This window comes from Pseudomonas iridis (assembly GCF_017980685.1).
Classification (GTDB): Bacteria; Pseudomonadota; Gammaproteobacteria; order Pseudomonadales; family Pseudomonadaceae; genus Aquipseudomonas; species Aquipseudomonas iridis.
In genome coordinates this window covers 135,961-154,823 of the sequence record NZ_JACXXO010000006.1, presented here as the reverse complement: position 1 = coordinate 154,823, position 18,863 = coordinate 135,961, and the positions used below count along the sequence as shown (strand labels likewise).

Here is an 18,863-nt window from a genome sequence, read left to right as displayed (position 1 = left end):
CATTTCGAACGTAAAAAAGGCGCCACTAGGGCGCCTAAACCACCTCCCAAACCAAAGGAAAAACAAGGAGGCGGGATGTATCAGGTGGTCGAGCAATTGTTTACTGCACGTTAGAAACCCTTCGACTGACGGAATGATTTCATAAAATGGATAACTTCAGGCTTTCCTGAAAATTACTTCTACGTCAGCGAGCAGTAAGCTAGTTTCGGACAAAGGAGAATTATGCAGTTCTTAAATAATTTCATTGTCTAGCTTCCATGGGGGCAGTTGTCGGCCATGACCTTATATTCCACGGTGTTAAGCTTGCCCGTAGAGTCTTCATAGGTCATGCGCGAAGGGGCAACCCCACAGGTTTTATTGGCTTGCGTGACACTGACGACCTTGTGGATATCGAGGTTCATACCATATTCATAATGAACAACTTCAGGAGGAGTCTTGCCGTTCCTTGAGGCATATTGCTCCATTGCTTGTTGGTTCTCTTGCATCATTCGACCATACACGCGGTCACCGCCACCTTCAGCCATGGCTAATGAAGATAAGGTCAAAATCGAAGCGGCGCAAAACGCTTTCACTGCTGTCATTGCTTTCATGATTTTCTCCTAAAGCTCAATTTACTGAGTTAAAGAGTAACAAGTGAAAGCTTTCAGAAAGCTGCCGCGAAGGTTACTAATGTGAAAGGTGGACGCTACCCCGCATTTACGCTTTCAAGCCAGATGGGATTTTTGTTAACACCAAAGGTTGGCAGACGCTGACGGAACAAAGATGCCCTCAAAAGCTTATTTGAACCGGTGGTCCCTCCCAATTCCTCGATACGCCGGTAGACCTGAGCAGGGCCTCCGCGTCGACCCCGGTTCTTGCCAGGCTTTCCAGATCCCACTCGAAGAAACTGCAAAAAACCAGGAAAACCTTGCTTGATACCGCTGAGGTCAATCTTACCGTCGAGTAATTCACGGGGAGCTTCATCCTGATGAGTTCAGAGACAGTCCACACCAAAGTTCTTAGACGAAAATGCCATACTGACTCCTGATGAATCTTGATCTGTTGATAAGTAAGAGGGAACCTCTGCTTGCGTAGATCCAGCTCATGAGGTAACGAACCTGGGAGCAGCGATTGCAAATTCCGAATGTTCACTCTCTTCGGATCTTTCGTAACTTTATACAGCTCATCTACGCCCGCTTCGATAAGGGCTGCATAGGCGTCGTCTCTTGAGTCGACGGACTTTTCGACCTTAACTGTAGCTTTTTTAGGGGCATGGAGTTTTGCCATTAACCATGCGTTATCATTTTCTAGAATCCATTGCGTAGGTTTGTACGCCTTCTTCCAGAGGTACTCGATATTGGCATCGGTACGTAGCGCTAAAAGCAACTCGATTTTTTGGCGATATCTAGTTTTTTGACTAAGACGCGATTCTTCGACTTTGGGCGCTCGCGGAGAAACAGCGGCACTCAGCAGAATAGACTCATTCTTCAGAGCCTCTTCAAAGCCATCTGCACTGGAAAACAAATGAAGAGCAATGATCAAATGCCGCGCGAGCGGCATATTTAGCTGACCTTTATCTGATTTGAGCCGGATCCATTGCTCATGCTTTCCGGTGTTGTAGGCTGGATCAATCTGCGCCAAAAGCTCATCGCCGTAAGCGCTTTGGATGCTGTCGAATAGTTTTGCGATACCCGCATTTTTTCCGAAAATGAATCCGCGTTTCTTGCATTGGCGGACGTAGCACGAACTTAATACCGTACTGCCTATCGGAGGGATATTGCGTTGCAGGATATCGTGTGCGAACAGAGCGACTTTCTGTTCCATCTTTGACCCCTTGTGTATTGCTGCGCTGTTTAACGGGCTCCAGCCGCATGCGCATGGCTCAGTCAGATTGGGAAGCAGCTTCAATTTACGGTAGAACGGGCGAGAGCACTCGGGGCAGGCATGGATCAATGCGTCGCCATGACGCCAACAGACGGCAACACCGGGTATCTGGTGAGATCGATGCCAGTAGGCAGAACCCCGCTCAATCAAATCTTCCTGAACGCAGGTAGGACAAAGCTTAGCCTTGCCATGGGTGGACTCTTCTCTGCGGGGCACCCGTACCACCCCGTCATAACCCAGTGGCCCTACGTCGTTCTCTGGCCCCTGCTTAACCCCAAGAAACGGTCGGTAAGCAGGAAAAGTAGTATTGCTTCTGATCAACTCTGCGAGATTGCTCTCCGATTGCCCCGGCAGCCTGTGCGCGAGCCTCTCGATCTGCTTGGGTACGATGCCACCGATGCAAAAGGGTTTCGATGCGAACAAATCGCGATAGGTTTCCGTCGCGGTTCTGTTACCTGACAGATAGTGATATCGGGTGACACGAGAGTAAAGCATTTCATCCGGCATCGAAACGGGGAAAAATAATAGATCAGACATCATTTACCGATTAAAGGTAGGGCTCGAAAAGAATGTGCATCCGGGGGCAGTATATATGCAACCCCTAAAATTCTGCATCCGGTCTGGATTTGAAATGACAAGCCGCTCAACTTTGAATCGTAGTGAATTCATCTAAATCCTGCCGCGCCCGTATTCCTCGAATACAAAACACGTATCGATAAACCCGCGTAGGTCAGCCCATGCCGGTTGCAAAACTATTTCCGTTGATCGCGGGTTAGTACGTTTACATGCTGATCGTGATGATCCAGCGTATGCCGGACCTATTCTGGAGGGGAATTTTTTCATTAACAGAAAAATAATGGGTTTATGGTGAATTGATTTAGAACTTTTTAGATGGAGGGGGAATGCCCAGCTGGATTACAGCATGGGTCGAATGCTCGCGACCCTGTAGAGCGAAGAACGTGATACAGCCTTGCCCTCTGAGAGCAATTGGCGTCTAGCCCATCGCAGACGCCTATCGTGAAAGCCTTCGATTGGTTCACATACTTTTTCGAGCATTGCTGCACACAGAGGAAGCTTGCAAAGCTGCTTTTCGAAGCGAGAAAGAACATGAAGCTCCCGACCTATCCTGGTACGCGAAATGCGGACAGGCTTACCCGCAAGAGCATAAAGCGCGTCGGCACACTGACGGACTTCGCCGGCCAGTCTCGCATCGAGGGCAGCGAACATTTCGGTGCTATTTAGACGAGGCGTACGATGGGGGCTTGGGTTTGCAGTTGACTCCGAAAGCCACTGCTTATCGTGGCGATACAGCCACGCATACCCCCTGCATGCATGTGCTTTGTAAAATCGATAATCAGCCTCGAAAGCCGCGCGTCTTGCGCATAGCTCAGTGTGAAATCGTGCCTCCCTCCAAGCATCTTGCCCGCCGGGTACATTTCTGATGTGACGATAGACATACGCTGATGAAACGCCTAGAACGGCAGCGATCTTTTTGGCATCAGCTCCTTCAAGAGCATGTTGCCACACAGCGGCTGACGAACAGTCCAGGCCTTCACCAGGCATCACCGGAGAAAGGCGCGCGTGAAGCCGAATGTGAGCTTTCGGATCACATGCCACCGCCTCTTTCACTGGGCATTGACCATGAAGCAAGCTCACCATTTCAACGCCCAGAGCACCGGCCAATAAAATGTATTTGAGCGGATGGTGAGAGGTTATAGGCGTACGAAGCAGCTTCGTGACCCATGAGGCGGGTGTACCTGCACGAACATCTCCGAGTATAGAAAACTCCCATTCTCGCGGGAGTGCAGCAAAAAAATCGGCCATGTGCTGCGCCAGCATGTGCAGGTGCAAGCGATGGTTATCAGAAGCAAGGTTGAGCTGCGTTGCCCTGTGTAAAAGCGTGAAGCGCACCGCCTCCGCCGACAAAGCAGTGACGTCAGACTCGAGGACCTGAAGTGAGCGCAACGCTATTTCGTGAAGCGGTGGCATGCACCGCAACGGGGTGTCGAGAAGTACTGTGTGTGCTTGCACATTCTCATCATTGGGCAGATTGAGTTGTCGAGAGCTGCGGCTGGACCAGCGAGGATCAAGGATCCTGAGTGACGTACCGTGATGCGGACATACCAGCACGCCTGGAAGCATGTGGACCCTGTGCCAGTAAGCGACTCCCCGTTGAGCCTGATCTTGTGCGATACATTCTGGGCATAACCGCACTCGGGAGGCGAATCCAATACGGCTCGCGTTGACGCCCAGCTTCAACATCAAGCCTTTCCCATCAGCGGTCATCAGCGTCCGAGCGTGTTCGACCTGGCTCATCCTCAAAAACGGCGCATAGTAGGGTAATAATGTGTGGCGCATGAGGACCTCGGCTACCGATAGCTCAGTACCGCTGGGTAGCGCATCGACAAAATCCCCTAAATGACTCGGGAATGCCACATTTTGCGAAAAAGCTGCCGCCGATTTCAGTCCGGCAAATGCTGCTTGGCAATTACGAACACCGCAAAGACGGGCATAACGAGAAATCACGCTGTGCAGCGTCTCGTCGGGAAACGCGGCGGGGAAGAAATGGAGTTTAAGTTGCACTTCACCCCCCCTCCGACTCACGCTTTGTGATACATCGGTGAGAACTCAAACAGGTCCTCGTTGAGCCAGCCCGCAGCGCGCAGAGCGTCGAGGGGAGCGTCATGTTCGCTAAGCGCTTTAGCCTCTGAGTTTTCCACAGCAGTAGCAATCGGCGATGGGTGATCTTTCGCAAAAATGGTCGGAGATGGGTCTACCGGCTTCTCACGGGATACAACGCTTCGAAGCAAGGTGAGGCGATCCTCTCGTGCCAATCCATCGAAAACCATCATTTCGCTCAGCTGATCCTCAATCGGCAGCAAATCGTCAAACTGTCGCATCCGCTTCGGATCACGGCTACGCAGAGCTGAAAGGGCTGGCTTTAGAATCTGCATTTTTGAGTTGCTTACCTTCACCAGGATCTCGGCAGTCAAACACTCCGAGCCACTCTGGACCGCATAACGCTGACTCAATACCAGCAGCTTGACCAGGAAATCCGTGACGCCTTGAGTGTGCTCATACAGCGTGTCAAAAATCTCGTCGGTCAGCTCAGCCGTCTGTTTGCACCACTGATAGCTCCAGAGATTTTCGACCAACAACCGCCACTCCTCATCATCCTTTTCGAATCGTTTGAATTCGAGCGTACCAGCACCACAAACTCGGCGGGCAGTCCGCATGGCTTCTGAGAACAGGCTAATCGTCGAGTTCGTGCCACTGAAAACCACCGGGATACCGATGTTGTTTACCAAGTGCAGGAAAAAATTCAGCATGCTCTCCTTACCACCGGTTTTCGCCAGGTGGAGGTTTTGCAGCTCGTCGATCAACAAGGCGCCGATGAAAAACGTGCTGGCCACCTGCTCCATCTGTTGCAGCGCATCATTGATGTTTCGATGCCGGTAGCGCTTGTGGTAGTCCTTGTCTCCTAGAGCGTCTCCAACCGCATAAAAAAACTGCTGGCAAAATCCAGCCAGCGATCCATCCCGAGGGCAGTCAAGCTTCAGCCATGTGATTTGGGTATGAACAAACTGCTTTCCCTCATAGCGCTCATGACGGATTGTCTGTGGATAAAGGCTCAAGATGGCGTGGAGTGCCGTTGACTTGCCAATGCCGCTCAGGCCGACGACCGTAAACGTTTCTGCAGTGGACTTGAACGCATCGTGGTAACGCTGAGCTCCCGATAAAGAATGCAAATGCCGGACGGTAGCGGGCGACATCGGGTTACGCCCGACATACCCTCGACGGATGAGCAGTGAGAACAGGGCCTCCAGTTCCAGATGTAGCAAGAACGGCTGTACGACGGTTCTCAGCCTGTCGATACAGTGAATTCGAGTGGCTCCTTCGAGCGTCAGCTCTTTCGGATCCACCGGCTGAGGAAAGTTCGAAATCAGTTCAACAGCCGCCGCCTCCGACAATATCGGAGGCAAAGCTTCGATAAGCGGGTTACCCGCATACTCACTAATGTCCTGTCTGACGTAATTGGCAAACGTCTGTGCACCTTTCATTTTGCCTGTCCTGGCCGAATTCTTTTGAGCAAATCGATAACCTGAGCGGTGCGCTCACCGGCATATGAATCATGCGCTTTCTGTGTCGTTTCAGATTGAAGTGAAGCTGGCTCCACCCTGACGCCTTCAGGAACAACCGCATTTTCACGCTCGCGGAGACGTTCTTCTGCGCGGTTCTCGCGGATGTTTCCAGTGGCCTCTGCCTTAGTAGGCGGAGCAGGTTCCTGTTTTCGTTCTGCGAGCGCGTGACTGATGATCTGGTGGACCTGATCGCTAAGCTGCACACGGCTTTCCAGCTCAGCTCGACGGCGAGTAGGCGGTTTTTGGCGATAGGCTTCGAGCAGATCAAAAATCTCGTCCGAGCGATAATTCGCGTAACCGGCATCCGATCGTCGAAGATCACAACGGATAAACTGCTTGGCCTCTCCTTGAATCCAAATGTGTGCCGCAGAGTTCGGATCGAACCAACACTCTATTGACCAAACGCCCCCTTTGCGAGCCTTGGCAAACCAATCTTTCTCTATGGCCATATCACACACGTAGTGCATGCCGCGAAACATCACTCCGCCCTTTTGAACGGTCGCGCGCTCACGCGGTAAAAGGTGGAGATAAACCAGCTCGTCGGGACGTTTGTTGGATTCGATCAGGTCGTTGTCGCAGGCCCAATTCCATATACCGTTAGGCGTAGGTTCTACGCCGTCATTCATCATCGCTTGAGTCAGTCGGTCAGGCTGTCGATGGTGACGGTTATAGTGGAGCACGCAATTGATGAGGATTTGGGTGAACTCTTTGAGGTTCAGCGTGGCATCGAGCCGGTAATCTCGCTCGCCGCGCTCTTTGTCCCGCGCAGCTACCCCGCCAGGTAGCCACCTGATACCCGTCAAATCATTCAAAATGCCAAACCGACTTTCTACCATAGGCTTCCAATCAGGCCGATAAGGTGGGGCAGTGCCCATCTCAATTCCCAACCCTGAGGATAACCCCTCTGCTGCGAGTGACAGCATCTCTCCCCGGTCGGCGTAAATCTGGTGGGGCAGGTGGTGACAATTCCAATCATCTGCATTGATGTCAACGCCGTTCTGAGCGCAGAACTCGACTTTGGAGGTAAACGCGTTGAACAGCGCTTGTCTCGCCCCATTCCAACTAGGGCCCTCCAATCCTACATAGAGACCAGCAATTATTCCGGAGAAACTATCCACTACGATATAAACAACGGGCCGACCAATGAGCATCCGTCTAGAGTAGCTGTTGACCAAATAAATATCGGCAATCGTTGCGTCGATTTCGAACTGATGACAGGGTCCACGCAGCCAATCTCGAACGGTACCTGAAAGCGGACGGCAATCCTTTAACCACCTCCTCAACCCTTTACGGCCACGCTCGGTTTCAATCTCGTCGAAAAAAATCTGTCCCCAATATTGGAACTGCCTCAAGCTGGGGAGTTCTGAACCAGGCAACAAACGAAGCTCTTCTTCACTGTTTTTAGAGATGTCTCGAACAGAGTAGAATCGTCTCAACATTTCGTCATATGCGCTCGAAATAGATGATTTCTTATCTCTTACATAAAGAGCATATCCAACACGGATGCATCGTTTATCAACTGCACTGAGCATCTTGGAAGGCGAAGTAAGAACGCCTTGAAATTTAGGCTTTCGCCCTGGTGGCCTGCTCGGATCATATTTTCTATCGGCAACACCTACCGCCGTATAATTATTAAGCAATGAGTTGCGAACTTGACCATAAAACCAATATCGGTAAAGAAGCCGATAGATCGTTTTCCGCTGGATTCCGAGCTCTGACGCCCGTCTGCTAACAAGCCGGCCTAACTCACCTCGTACAAATATTTGTCCCGGGTATTCAGGATCTAATAGAGGGGCGATGACGGCCCACTTTTCGTCCCGGCCTTGCTTGGCTCTCTCATCCAACTGTTCCTCAAGCACAAGCATAAACTCGGGCGTGGTGATGGCTGCTGGTTTGGTGTGACCAGACGCTATCGAGCGACGCAGCTCATCCAGACCAACCGCGTACGGCTGCCGGGGTGGGTCAGCTAGATCCATCAAAACTGCTAAGTCATGCGTTTCATCCTGGTAAAGGAGCCTGGCTATCGTAGCAATGACCGACAGATCGGTTACAGGCTCGAAAACGTCATTAACGAGAACAGTCATGATAATTTCTCCTTCAACGATACTTGGACAGGGCCCGGTGAAACTTCGAAGCCAGGAACTAGACCAGTAAGGTGGAGAGGAGTGTTAACCAAATCGATTTTCAGTATCTTGTTCCAAACCAGATGAAAGAAAATTGCTTGAGCGTCTATATAGGAAATGGACAGAAGTGATGCTATTTTTCTTAGACAGGTGGCCAAGGTCCACGAATATTCCCGGCTGTTTACAAGGCACTCGATAAAACTCGAATGCAACGGCGCTTTCATTAAATCACGAGAGAGCTTCGAGTACCTCCTGATTAGTCCAAGATTTTTAATCAAATCTCGTGTAAAAAACTCGTCTGTTACGATTTTCCAATCAACACCTTGGCTTTCCCAAAAACGCTTTTCAATTTCAAGTTTTTCAAGCGTTCTTTTACTTCCATTGCCAATTAAATCGGAACGATACTTCACCGTCCTAGCTACCGATTTGAAGTTTCCGCTCGGGTCCTTAACAGTTAACAGGAAGTCTGTTGTCATCACATAAGGCAGTGTTGTTCTAGGGTATCTTGGATAGCGTACATCGATCGCCGACGCTATCGCTTGCGCACGCTCTGTGAGTAGTAAAGGGTATTGCTCCCGTATATCCACGACGTCTTCAGAAAATTCACACACAAGGAAGTACGAACGCTCGAGATCTGACAGGAGGTGATGAATCCTCTCGATCTTCACGCCTTGAATCTTGTGCGAACGACCTATCGACGGGACATCTTGTACCCGCAGCCAAGGCACGTAGCTTGCCCCGGCGCCTTCGCCAAATCCATTTGCAATGTGCCGTTCAATGTCCTGCTGTGATGCAAACTTACGACCTCGCAACCCACGCCTCCTCAGTCGATGCGGACCGCTTCACCTCGCGCCGAGAAAAAGTCGTAGAAGGACACGACCGGCAAAGCGGCCGTATACAAAACGTTTTCTAGACTACACCCGCTGAAAGTTGAAGCGATGATTCCAGACCAAAGGGAAAGCCTGGAAAGGAAAACCCCCGTAGATACGGGGTTTGAGCCTTGTGTCAATCTATGTTCGCCAGTGTCAAACTTTATTGTTTTGTGTCAATCTTTATTGTTAAAAACCATCGTCCACATCAATTGTGGATAACTTATTCCACCGTCACCGACTTCGCCAGATTCCGTGGCTGGTCAACGTCCGTGCCCTTCAGCACAGCGACGTAATAGGACAGCAACTGCAGCGGGATGGTGTAGAGGATCGGCGAGAGAATGTCGTGGATGTGCGGCATCTGTATCACGTGGGTGCCTTCGCCATTGGCCATCCCGGCCTTCTCATCAGCAAAGACGATCAGTTCGCCGCCGCGTGCGCGGACTTCCTGCAGGTTGGACTTGAGCTTCTCCAGCAGTTCGTTGTTCGGCGCGACGGTGACCACCGGCATATCGTTATCCACAAGCGCGAGCGGGCCGTGTTTCAGTTCGCCGGCCGGGTAGGCTTCGGCGTGGATGTAGGAGATTTCCTTGAGTTTCAAGGCACCTTCCATCGCTACCGGGAATTGCGCGCCGCGACCGAGGAACAGTGTGTGGTTCTTCTCGGCGAACAGCTCGGCGACTTTTTCGATGGTGCTGTCCATCGCCAGCGCTTCGCCTAAACGAGTCGGCAGGCGACGCAGTTCTTCCACCAGCGTTGCTTCAACACCCGCCGCCAGACTCCCGCGCACTTGGCCAAGGGATAGGGTCAGCAATAGCAGACCGACCAGTTGCGTGGTAAACGCTTTGGTCGACGCAACGCCGATTTCGCGACCGGCCTGTGTCAGCAAAGTCATGTCGGATTCGCGCACCAGCGAGCTGATACCAACGTTGCAGATCGCCAGACTGGCGAGGAAGCCAAGCTCCTTGGCGTTGCGCAATGCGGCCAGGGTGTCGGCAGTTTCGCCGGACTGCGAGATGGTGACGAACAATGTATCCGGCTGCACCACCACTTTGCGGTAGCGGAATTCGCTGGCAACTTCGACCTGGCACGGGATCCCGGCCAGCTCTTCGAGCCAGTACCGGGCAACCATGCCGGCGTGATAACTGGTGCCGCAGGCAACGATCTGTACGTTACGCACCTTGGCGAACAGCTCTGCCGCTTGTGGGCCGAAAGCTTGCACCAGCACTTGGTTGTTGCTCAGGCGACCTTCCAGCGTACGCTGCACCACAGTCGGTTGCTCGTGGATTTCCTTGAGCATGTAGTGGCGAAATTCACCTTTTTCGGCAGCTTCGGCGCCGTCGGTGTACTGAACGGTCTGGCGCTCGACAGCGGCTCCGCTCACATCCCAGATCTGCACGTTATCGCGGCGAATTTCGGCAATATCGCCTTCTTCCAGGTACATGAAGCGGTCAGTAACCTGACGCAGAGCCAGTTGATCGGAGGCGAGGAAGTTCTCACCCAGACCCAGACCAATCACCAATGGACTGCCACTACGCGCGGCAACCAGACGATCCGGTTGTTTGCCATTGATTACGGCCAGACCGTATGCACCGTGCAGTTCCTTGACGGTAGCCTTGAGGGCGACAGTCAGATCTGGCTGATCCTTGAGTTTGTGATTCAGCAGGTGAGCGATGACTTCGGTATCGGTATCCGAAGTAAACACGTACCCCAGTGCTTTCAGTTGTTCACGCAGGGCTTCGTGGTTTTCGATGATGCCGTTGTGCACCACCGCGATGTCGCCGGAGAAATGCGGGTGAGCGTTGCGCTCGCACGGGGCGCCGTGGGTTGCCCAACGGGTGTGCGCAATACCGAGGCGGCCAACCAGCGGGTGTTCGGCCAGCGCAACTTCCAGTTCGCTGACTTTGCCCGGACGGCGCATGCGCTCGAGGGTTTGCTCATTGGTGTACACCGCCACGCCAGCGCTGTCATAGCCGCGGTATTCGAGGCGCTTAAGACCTTCGAGCAGGATGGCGGTGATATTACGTTCTGCAACTGCGCCGACAATTCCACACATGCTTATTTCTCCTGACTGACAGCCGCGCAAATCACGGTGATACCGCGGGCCTGAATCTGATCGCGTGCATCTACAGGCAGGCGATCATCGGTAATGAGGGTATGGACGCTGCTCCAGGGCAGTTCCAGGTTGGGAATCTTGCGACCGATCTTGTCGGCCTCGACCATCACGATCACTTCACGCGTCACTTCAGCCATGACCCGGCTCAGGCCGAGCAGTTCGTTGAACGTGGTCGTACCGCGCGCCAGATCGATGCCATCGGCACCGATAAACAATTGATCAAAGTCGTAAGAGCGTAGTACTTGCTCGGCCACCTGGCCCTGGAAGGACTCCGAGTGCGGATCCCAAGTGCCGCCGGTCATCAACAACACCGGTTCGTGCTCAAGTTCACTTAAAGCGTTGGCGACGTGCAGAGAGTTGGTCATCACCACCAGACCCGGTTGCTGACCCAGTTCAGGGATCATCGCGGCGGTAGTGCTGCCACTGTCGATGATGATGCGCGCATGCTCGCGGATGCGTTTTACCGCCGCGCGGGCGATTGCCTGCTTGTACTTGGAAACGCTCTGCGCAGTTTCCGCGACAAGTTCCTGAGGCATGGTGATCGCTCCACCGTAGCGGCGCAGCAACAAACCGTGGCTCTCCAGCGCAGCCAGGTCCTTACGGATCGTAACTTCTGAGGTTTCGAAGCGCTTGGCCAATTCGTCCACACTCACCTCTCCCTGCTTGTTGAGCAAGGCGAGAATGTTATGGCGGCGTTGAGGCGTGTTGCGTTTCGACATGGCGATTGGCTTAAGTTTCGATTCGAAAGATAACGGAAGCAATCAAAACCTATTGACCACAAATCGTCAACCCGGCAAACAAAAAAAATCGCAGTCCTCAGCAGTCCCATACAGGAGCTGCCAAAGGCTGCGATCTCGTGATCTCAAAATGACTGTGGATAACTCAGTCCTTTTTGATCTTCTCCGGCCGCTTCCAGCCGTCAATGTTCTTCTGTCGTGCGCGGCCTACTGCCAACTGAGCGTTATCCACATTCTGCGTAATCGTAGAACCCGCTGCAGTGGTCGCACCATTGGAGATATCCACAGGCGCCACCAATGAGTTGTTGGAGCCGATGAACACGTCCGCGCCCAACACGGTTTTCCACTTGTTGGCGCCGTCATAGTTGCAGGTGATGGTGCCAGCACCGATGTTGGTGCGTGCGCCAATCTCGGCATCGCCCAGGTAAGTCAAATGACCTGCCTTGGCGCCTTCGCCCATGTGGGCATTTTTCAATTCGACAAAGTTACCCACATGCGCCCGCGCTTCGAGCACAGTGCCCGGTCGCAGACGAGCAAACGGACCGGCATCACTGCCTTCGCCGAGAATTGCACCTTCGATGTGGCTGTTGGCCTTGATCACCACTCCTTTGCGCAGGGTACTGTCCTTGATCACACAGTTCGGGCCGATGACCACGTCGTCTTCGATTACAACATTGCCCTCGAGGATCACGTTAACGTCGATCAGCACATCGCGACCCACCGTGACCTCTCCGCGTACGTCGAACCGGGCCGGATCACGCAGGGTCACGCCTTGAGCCATCAGACGACGACCGGCGCGCAGCTGGTAATGACGCTCCAGTTCGGCGAGTTGTTTACGGTCGTTGGCGCCCTGCACTTCCATCGGATCCAGCGGTTGCTCGGTGGCAACCACCAGACCATCGCTGACGGCCATTTCGATCACGTCGGTCAGGTAATACTCGCCCTGTGCGTTGTTGTTCGAGAGTCGGCTCATCCAGTCAGCCAGCCGATTGGCCGGCACTGCGAGAATGCCAGTGTTGCCTTCGGTGATCGCGCGCTGCGCTTCGCTGGCATCTTTGTGCTCGACGATGGCGGCAACCTTGCCGTCAGCGTTGCGAACAATGCGGCCGTAGCCCGTTGGATCGTCGAGCTCCACGGTCAGCAAACCCATCTGCCCTGGAACGACATGCTTGAGCAGGCGTTGCAGGGTTTCGACTTCGATCAACGGCACATCACCGTAAAGAATCAGCACAGTGTCGGCAGTAATGAATGGCACGGCTTGGGCCGTTGCGTGACCAGTGCCCAGTTGCTTGTCCTGCAACACGAAGTTCAGATCGTCGGCCGCCAGACGCTCGCGCACCACGTCGGCACCGTGGCCGATTACCACGTGGATGCGCTGCGGGTCGAGTTGCCGGGCGCTGTGGATAACATGGCCCAACATGGAATTACCGGCAATCGGGTGCAGCACTTTCGGCAGAGCCGAGCGCATGCGAGTGCCTTGACCGGCTGCGAGGATGACGATTTCGAGAGACATGACTGGCTACCAATCCTGGAGGTCAGCAACTGCGACCGGGGTTCTAGAATTCAGAAAAGAAAAAAGGGTAGCCGAGGCTACCCTTTTTTATCAATCGCACAACAAGCGGATGACGGATTAACCGCCAAACTTTTTGCGGATCTGCTGGACGGTGCGCAGCTGAGCTGCAGCCTCGGCCAGACGTACGGACGCAGCGCCGTAATCGAACTCTGCGCCACGCTCATGCAAGGCAGCCTCGGCAGCCTTGAGAGCTGCTTGAGCCTGAGCTTCATCCAGGTCGGCGGCACGTTGCACGGTATCGGCAAGCACCTTGACCATGTTCGGCTGAACCTCGAGGAAACCACCGGAGATGTAGAACACCTCGGCTTCCCCGCCTTGCTTGATCAGGCGGATCGGACCTGGCTTCAGATTAGTGATCAGCGGCGCGTGACCCAGAGCGATACCAAGATCACCCAGTGCACCGTGCGCAATCACCATCTCGACCAGGCCGGAAAAGATTTCTCCTTCCGCGCTGACGATATCGCAATGGACTGTCATAGCCATCTGATTGCCTCAACCTAAATGAGCGCCCGTTGCCGGGCGCCGGGATTACAGTTTCTTGGCTTTCTCGATCGCTTCTTCGATGCCGCCAACCATGTAGAACGCTTGTTCTGGCAGGTGGTCGTAGTCACCGTTGAGGATGCCTTTGAAGCCAGCAATGGTGTCTTTCAGGGAAACGTATTTACCCGAAGCACCGGTGAAGACTTCAGCCACGAAGAACGGCTGGGACAAGAAGCGCTGGATCTTACGAGCACGGTTAACCAACTGCTTGTCGGCTTCCGAGAGTTCGTCCATACCCAGGATCGCGATGATGTCTTTCAGCTCTTTGTAACGTTGCAGAACGTACTGAACGCCGCGAGCGGTGTCGTAGTGGTCCTGGCCGATTACGTTCGGGTCCAGCTGGCGCGAAGTCGAATCCAGTGGATCTACCGCTGGGTAGATACCCAGGGAGGCGATGTCACGGGACAGAACGACGGTGGCGTCCAAGTGGGCGAAGGTGGTCGCTGGCGACGGGTCGGTCAAGTCATCCGCAGGTACGTATACCGCTTGGATCGAAGTGATCGAACCTTCCTTGGTCGAAGTGATACGTTCTTGCAGAACGCCCATCTCTTCAGCCAGAGTCGGCTGGTAACCTACTGCAGAAGGCATACGGCCCAGCAGTGCGGATACTTCAGTACCGGCCAGGGTGTAACGATAGATGTTGTCGACGAACAGCAGAACGTCGTTACCTTCGTCACGGAACTTCTCGGCCATGGTCAGGCCGGTCAGTGCTACGCGCAGACGGTTACCCGGCGGCTCGTTCATCTGACCGTAAACCAGTGCCACTTTGTCCAGAACGTTGGAGTCCTTCATCTCGTGGTAGAAGTCGTTACCCTCACGAGTACGCTCACCCACACCGGCGAACACGGAATAACCGCTGTGCTCGATGGCGATGTTACGGATCAGTTCCATCATGTTTACGGTTTTGCCTACACCGGCACCACCGAACAGACCGACTTTACCGCCTTTGGCAAACGGGCAAACCAGGTCGATAACCTTGATGCCGGTTTCCAGCAGGTCGTTGCCGCCTGCCTGTTCAGCGAACGAAGGTGCTGGACGGTGAATGCCCCAACGCTCTTCGGTGTCGATTGGACCGGCTTCGTCGATCGGGTTGCCGAGGACGTCCATGATCCGGCCCAGGGTCGCTTTACCGACCGGTACGGAAATGGCTGCGCCAGAGTCGGTAACTTCCAGACCGCGCTTCAAGCCCTCGGTGGAACCCATCGCAATGGTACGAACCACGCCGTCGCCCAGCTGCTGCTGAACTTCCAGAGTGGTGCCGGCATCGCTTTGTACTTTCAAAGCGTTGTAGATGCTCGGTACGCTGTCGCGTGGAAATTCCACGTCGATAACGGCGCCGATGATTTGAACGATACGTCCGCTACTCATAGCTGGATCCTCTGAATATTTGAACCGTTAAACCGCGGCAGCGCCGCCGACGATTTCCGAGATCTCTTGGGTGATCGCAGCCTGACGCGCCTTGTTGTAGATCAGCTGCAAATCGCTGATCAAATCACCGGCGTTGTCGGTAGCGTTCTTCATCGCGATCATCCGCGCAGCTTGTTCAGCCGCGTTGTTCTCGACCACCGCCTGGTAGACCTGCGACTCGACGTAACGGACCATCAAGCCATCAAGCAGCTCTTTGGCGTCCGGTTCGTAGAGATAGTCCCAGTGGTGCTTGAGACCCTGATCCGGGGTTGCCACCAATGGAATCAACTGCTCCACGGTAGGCTGCTGCGTCATGGTGTTGATGAACTTGTTGGACACCACGGACAGGCGATCAATACGGCCGTCCAGGTAGGCATCCAGCATCACCTTGACGCTGCCGATCAGATCATTGATCGACGGCTCTTCACCCAGGTGGCTGATAGCTGCAACGACGTTACCGCCGAAGTTACGGAAAAAGGCCGCACCCTTGCTACCAACGACACACAGATCAATCTCGACGCCGTTTTCGCGGTTTACCGCCATGTCCTTGACCAGGGCCTTGAACAGGTTGGTGTTCAAGCCGCCGCACAAACCACGGTCACTGCTCACCACAACATAACCAACACGCTTGATTTCGCGGTCGATCATGAACGGGTGGCGGTATTCCGGGTTGGCGTTGGCCAGATGCCCAATTACCTGGCGGATACGCTCCGCATAAGGACGGCTAGCAGCCATGCGCATTTGTGCCTTGCGCATTTTGCTGACCGCCACTTTTTCCATGGCGCTGGTAATCTTTTGCGTGCTTTTGATGCTCGCAATCTTACTGCGAATCTCTTTTGCGCCTGCCATGTAACACCTATCAGGTTAGCAAGCGGGAGCCTCGCGGCTCCCGCTGCGGCTTACCAGGTTTGGGTGGCCTTGAACTTCTCGATACCGGCTTTCATGCCAGCGTCGATTTCGTCATTGAAGTCACCTTTAACGTTGATCTTGGCCATCAAATCGGCGTGATCGCGGTTGAAGTAAGCAATCAGCGCTTGTTCGAAGCTGCCGATCTTGGCGATTTCAATGTCAGTCAGGAACCCACGCTCAGCGGCATACAGCGACAGCGCCATGTCAGCGATCGACATTGGTGCGTATTGCTTCTGCTTCATCAGCTCGGTAACGCGCTGACCATGCTCAAGTTGCTTACGGGTCGCTTCGTCCAGGTCAGAAGCGAACTGGGCGAATGCCGCCAGTTCACGGTACTGAGCCAGAGCGGTACGGATACCACCGGAGAGCTTCTTGATGATCTTGGTCTGAGCGGCACCACCCACACGGGATACCGAAACACCGGCGTTCACTGCAGGGCGGATGCCCGAGTTGAACATGGCCGATTCCAGGAAGATCTGACCGTCGGTGATCGAGATCACGTTGGTCGGAACGAACGCGGAAACGTCGCCAGCCTGGGTTTCGATGATCGGCAGTGCGGTCAGGGAACCGGTTTTGCCGGTCACTGCGCCGTTGGTGAACTTCTCTACGTATTCTTCCGAAACGCGGGATGCGCGCTCCAGCAGACGGGAGTGGAGATAGAACACGTCGCCTGGGTAAGCTTCACGGCCTGGTGGACGGCGCAGCAGCAGGGAAATCTGGCGGTAAGCCACTGCTTGCTTGGACAGATCGTCATAAACGATCAGCGCGTCTTCACCGCGGTCGCGGAAGAATTCACCCATGGTGCAACCGGAGTACGGTGCCAGGAACTGCAGCGCAGGAGATTCCGAAGCACTGGCAGCCACGATGATCGTGTTGGCCAGGGCGCCGTTCTCTTCCAGCTTGCGAACCACGTTGGCGATGGTCGATTGTTTCTGACCGATCGCTACGTAGACGCAGAAAATGCCGCTGTCTTTCTGATTGATGATCGCGTCGATCGCCAGAGCGGTTTTACCGATCTGACGGTCACCGATGATCAGCTCACGCTGGCCACGGCCGACAGGAATCATGGCATCGACAGCCTTGTAGCCAGTCTGTACAGGCTGGTCTACCGACTTACGCCAGATCACGCCTGGAGCAACTTTCTCGACCGCGTCGGTCTGAGTGTTGCCCAGTGGACCCTTGCCATCAACAGGGTTACCCAGTGCGTCGACTACGCGACCCAGCAGTTCCTTACCAACAGGAACCTCAAGGATGCGGCCGGTGCACTTGGCGCTCATGCCTTCGGCAAGAGACTGGTAAGCGCCCAATACAACGGCACCTACGGAGTCCTGCTCCAGGTTGAGGGCCATACCGTAGACGCCGCCCGGAAACTCGATCATCTCGCCGTACATTACGTCGGCCAGACCGTGAATCCGCACGATGCCGTCAGATACGCTGACGACAGTGCCTTCGTTACGGGCTTGGGAGGTCACATCGAGCTTATCGATGCGGCCCTTGATAATTTCACTTATTTCGGAAGGATTGAGTTGCTGCATTGCTCTGCTGCCCCTTCAAACTCAAGATTTCAATGCTTCGGCAAGTTTCGCGATTTTGCCGCGAATCGAGCCATCGATAACCAGGTCGCCGGCGCGGATGACAACACCCCCAATAAGGGCTTTATCTTCCTCGACTTGCAGGCGCACTTCCCGGTTGAGTCGTGCACTGAGAACCTTGGCGAGTTTGTCTTGCTGTTCTTGGTTCAATGCAAAAGCACTGGTCACTTCAACGTCTACCGACTTCTCTTGCTCGGCCTTGTACAGGTCGAAAAGAGCGGCTATCTCCGGCAGAAGCGGGAGACGGTCGTTTTCGGCAACGACATTGATGAAGTTCTGTGCCTTCACATCAAACTTATCGCCGCACACGTCAATAAACGTGGCGGCCTTTTCTGCGCTCGTCAGTCGCGGGGCCTTGAGCACGCGCTGCATGGTGTCGTCTTGCGACACCGCTGCAGCCAGGCCGAGCATGGCTGACCAATTGGCCAGTTGCTGGTGGGCCTGAGCGTGCTCGAAGGCCGCCTTAGCGTAAGGTCGGGCCAACGTGGTCAGTTCTGCCATGATCGCCCTCGCTTAGATTTCAGCAGCCAGTTGGTTAACCAGCTCTGCGTGCGCGTTTTGATCGATTGTGGCACCCAGGATCTTCTCGGCGCCGCCGACAGCCAGCAAACCCACTTGGGCGCGCAGCTTGTCTTTGACACTGTTCAGTTCCTGTTCGATCTCGGCTTGAGCCTGAACCTTCACACGGTCAGCGTCGATACGGGCCTTTTCAACGGCCTCTTCGACAATCTGGTTACCGCGTTTCTTGGCTTGCTCGATGATTTCAGCTGCTTGAGCCTTCGCTTCGCGCAGTTGCTGACCCGCTTTTTCTTGGGCCAACTCCAGGTCGCGAGCTGCACGGCTGGCAGCGTCCAGACCATCAGCGATCTTCTTTTGACGTTCGTGCAGAGCAGCAATGACCGGAGGCCAAACATACTTCATGCAGAACAGTACAAAAATCAGGAACGCAACGGACTGGCCAATCAGGGTCGCATTAATGTTCACGCCAACAC

15 protein-coding genes and 1 pseudogene are annotated in these 18,863 nt (G+C 54.1%); all 16 read right to left on the bottom strand.

Annotated features, from left to right (window positions below):
* Nucleotides 1-248: 248 nt before the first annotated feature.
* The gene (locus IEQ42_RS12785) at nucleotides 249-581 is read right to left on the bottom strand and encodes a DUF2790 domain-containing protein (RefSeq protein ID WP_032872197.1); all 333 of its coding nucleotides are present in this window, start codon (nucleotides 579-581) and stop codon (nucleotides 249-251) included.
* Between the two features lie 187 nt (nucleotides 582-768).
* Nucleotides 769-1,803: a hypothetical protein gene (locus tag IEQ42_RS27320; RefSeq protein ID WP_019816903.1), complete on the bottom strand. Its 1,035-nt coding sequence runs from the start codon at nucleotides 1,801-1,803 to the stop codon at nucleotides 769-771.
* Nucleotides 1,804-1,950: 147 nt separating this feature from the next.
* Nucleotides 1,951-2,400: pseudogene (locus tag IEQ42_RS27315) on the bottom strand (TniQ family protein); the annotation flags it as partial.
* A 378-nt stretch (nucleotides 2,401-2,778) separates the two neighbouring features.
* Nucleotides 2,779-4,446 carry a TnsD family Tn7-like transposition protein gene (locus IEQ42_RS12775; protein ID WP_082060923.1) on the bottom strand — a complete coding sequence of 556 codons (1,668 nt, stop codon included), beginning with the start codon at nucleotides 4,444-4,446 and terminating at the stop codon, nucleotides 2,779-2,781.
* A 17-nt stretch (nucleotides 4,447-4,463) separates the two neighbouring features.
* A complete protein-coding gene (locus IEQ42_RS12770; RefSeq protein ID WP_019816907.1) occupies nucleotides 4,464-5,924 on the bottom strand; it encodes an ATP-binding protein in 1,461 nt (486 codons plus the stop codon).
* Nucleotides 5,921-8,089 carry a Mu transposase C-terminal domain-containing protein gene (locus IEQ42_RS12765; protein WP_045061251.1) on the bottom strand — a complete coding sequence of 723 codons (2,169 nt, stop codon included), beginning with the start codon at nucleotides 8,087-8,089 and terminating at the stop codon, nucleotides 5,921-5,923. Before IEQ42_RS12765 ends, IEQ42_RS12770 begins: the two co-directional genes overlap by 4 nt.
* Complete coding sequence (locus IEQ42_RS12760) at nucleotides 8,086-8,940, bottom strand: TnsA endonuclease N-terminal domain-containing protein (RefSeq protein ID WP_210703776.1); 855 nt, start codon at nucleotides 8,938-8,940, stop codon at nucleotides 8,086-8,088. Before IEQ42_RS12760 ends, IEQ42_RS12765 begins: the two co-directional genes overlap by 4 nt.
* A 280-nt stretch (nucleotides 8,941-9,220) precedes the next feature.
* Nucleotides 9,221-11,053, bottom strand: a complete 1,833-nt coding sequence (gene glmS / locus IEQ42_RS12755) for a glutamine--fructose-6-phosphate transaminase (isomerizing) (RefSeq protein ID WP_210703775.1) — start codon at nucleotides 11,051-11,053, stop codon at nucleotides 9,221-9,223.
* Between the two features lie 2 nt (nucleotides 11,054-11,055).
* Complete coding sequence (locus IEQ42_RS12750; RefSeq protein WP_210703774.1) at nucleotides 11,056-11,832, bottom strand: DeoR/GlpR family DNA-binding transcription regulator; 777 nt, start codon at nucleotides 11,830-11,832, stop codon at nucleotides 11,056-11,058.
* Between the two features lie 163 nt (nucleotides 11,833-11,995).
* Nucleotides 11,996-13,363 (bottom strand): bifunctional UDP-N-acetylglucosamine diphosphorylase/glucosamine-1-phosphate N-acetyltransferase GlmU, encoded by a 1,368-nt coding sequence (glmU, locus tag IEQ42_RS12745; RefSeq protein ID WP_115147906.1) that lies wholly within the window; start codon nucleotides 13,361-13,363, stop codon nucleotides 11,996-11,998.
* A gap of 117 nt (nucleotides 13,364-13,480) precedes the next feature.
* Nucleotides 13,481-13,906: a F0F1 ATP synthase subunit epsilon gene (locus IEQ42_RS12740; RefSeq protein ID WP_042556889.1), complete on the bottom strand. Its 426-nt coding sequence runs from the start codon at nucleotides 13,904-13,906 to the stop codon at nucleotides 13,481-13,483.
* A 45-nt stretch (nucleotides 13,907-13,951) separates the two neighbouring features.
* The gene (gene atpD, locus IEQ42_RS12735) at nucleotides 13,952-15,331 is read right to left on the bottom strand and encodes a F0F1 ATP synthase subunit beta (protein WP_042556890.1); all 1,380 of its coding nucleotides are present in this window, start codon (nucleotides 15,329-15,331) and stop codon (nucleotides 13,952-13,954) included.
* A gap of 27 nt (nucleotides 15,332-15,358) precedes the next feature.
* A complete protein-coding gene (atpG, locus tag IEQ42_RS12730) occupies nucleotides 15,359-16,219 on the bottom strand; it encodes a F0F1 ATP synthase subunit gamma (protein ID WP_042556891.1) in 861 nt (286 codons plus the stop codon).
* Nucleotides 16,220-16,269: 50 nt separating this feature from the next.
* Entirely contained in the window at nucleotides 16,270-17,814 is a 1,545-nt protein-coding gene (gene atpA / locus IEQ42_RS12725; RefSeq protein WP_042556892.1) for a F0F1 ATP synthase subunit alpha, read from the bottom strand.
* 21 nt (nucleotides 17,815-17,835) lie between these two features.
* Entirely contained in the window at nucleotides 17,836-18,372 is a 537-nt protein-coding gene (locus tag IEQ42_RS12720) for a F0F1 ATP synthase subunit delta (RefSeq protein WP_042556893.1), read from the bottom strand.
* A gap of 12 nt (nucleotides 18,373-18,384) precedes the next feature.
* Nucleotides 18,385-18,855, bottom strand: coding sequence for a F0F1 ATP synthase subunit B (locus IEQ42_RS12715; protein WP_016772403.1), 471 nt, complete (start codon nucleotides 18,853-18,855; stop codon nucleotides 18,385-18,387).
* Nucleotides 18,856-18,863: the final 8 nt, after the last annotated feature.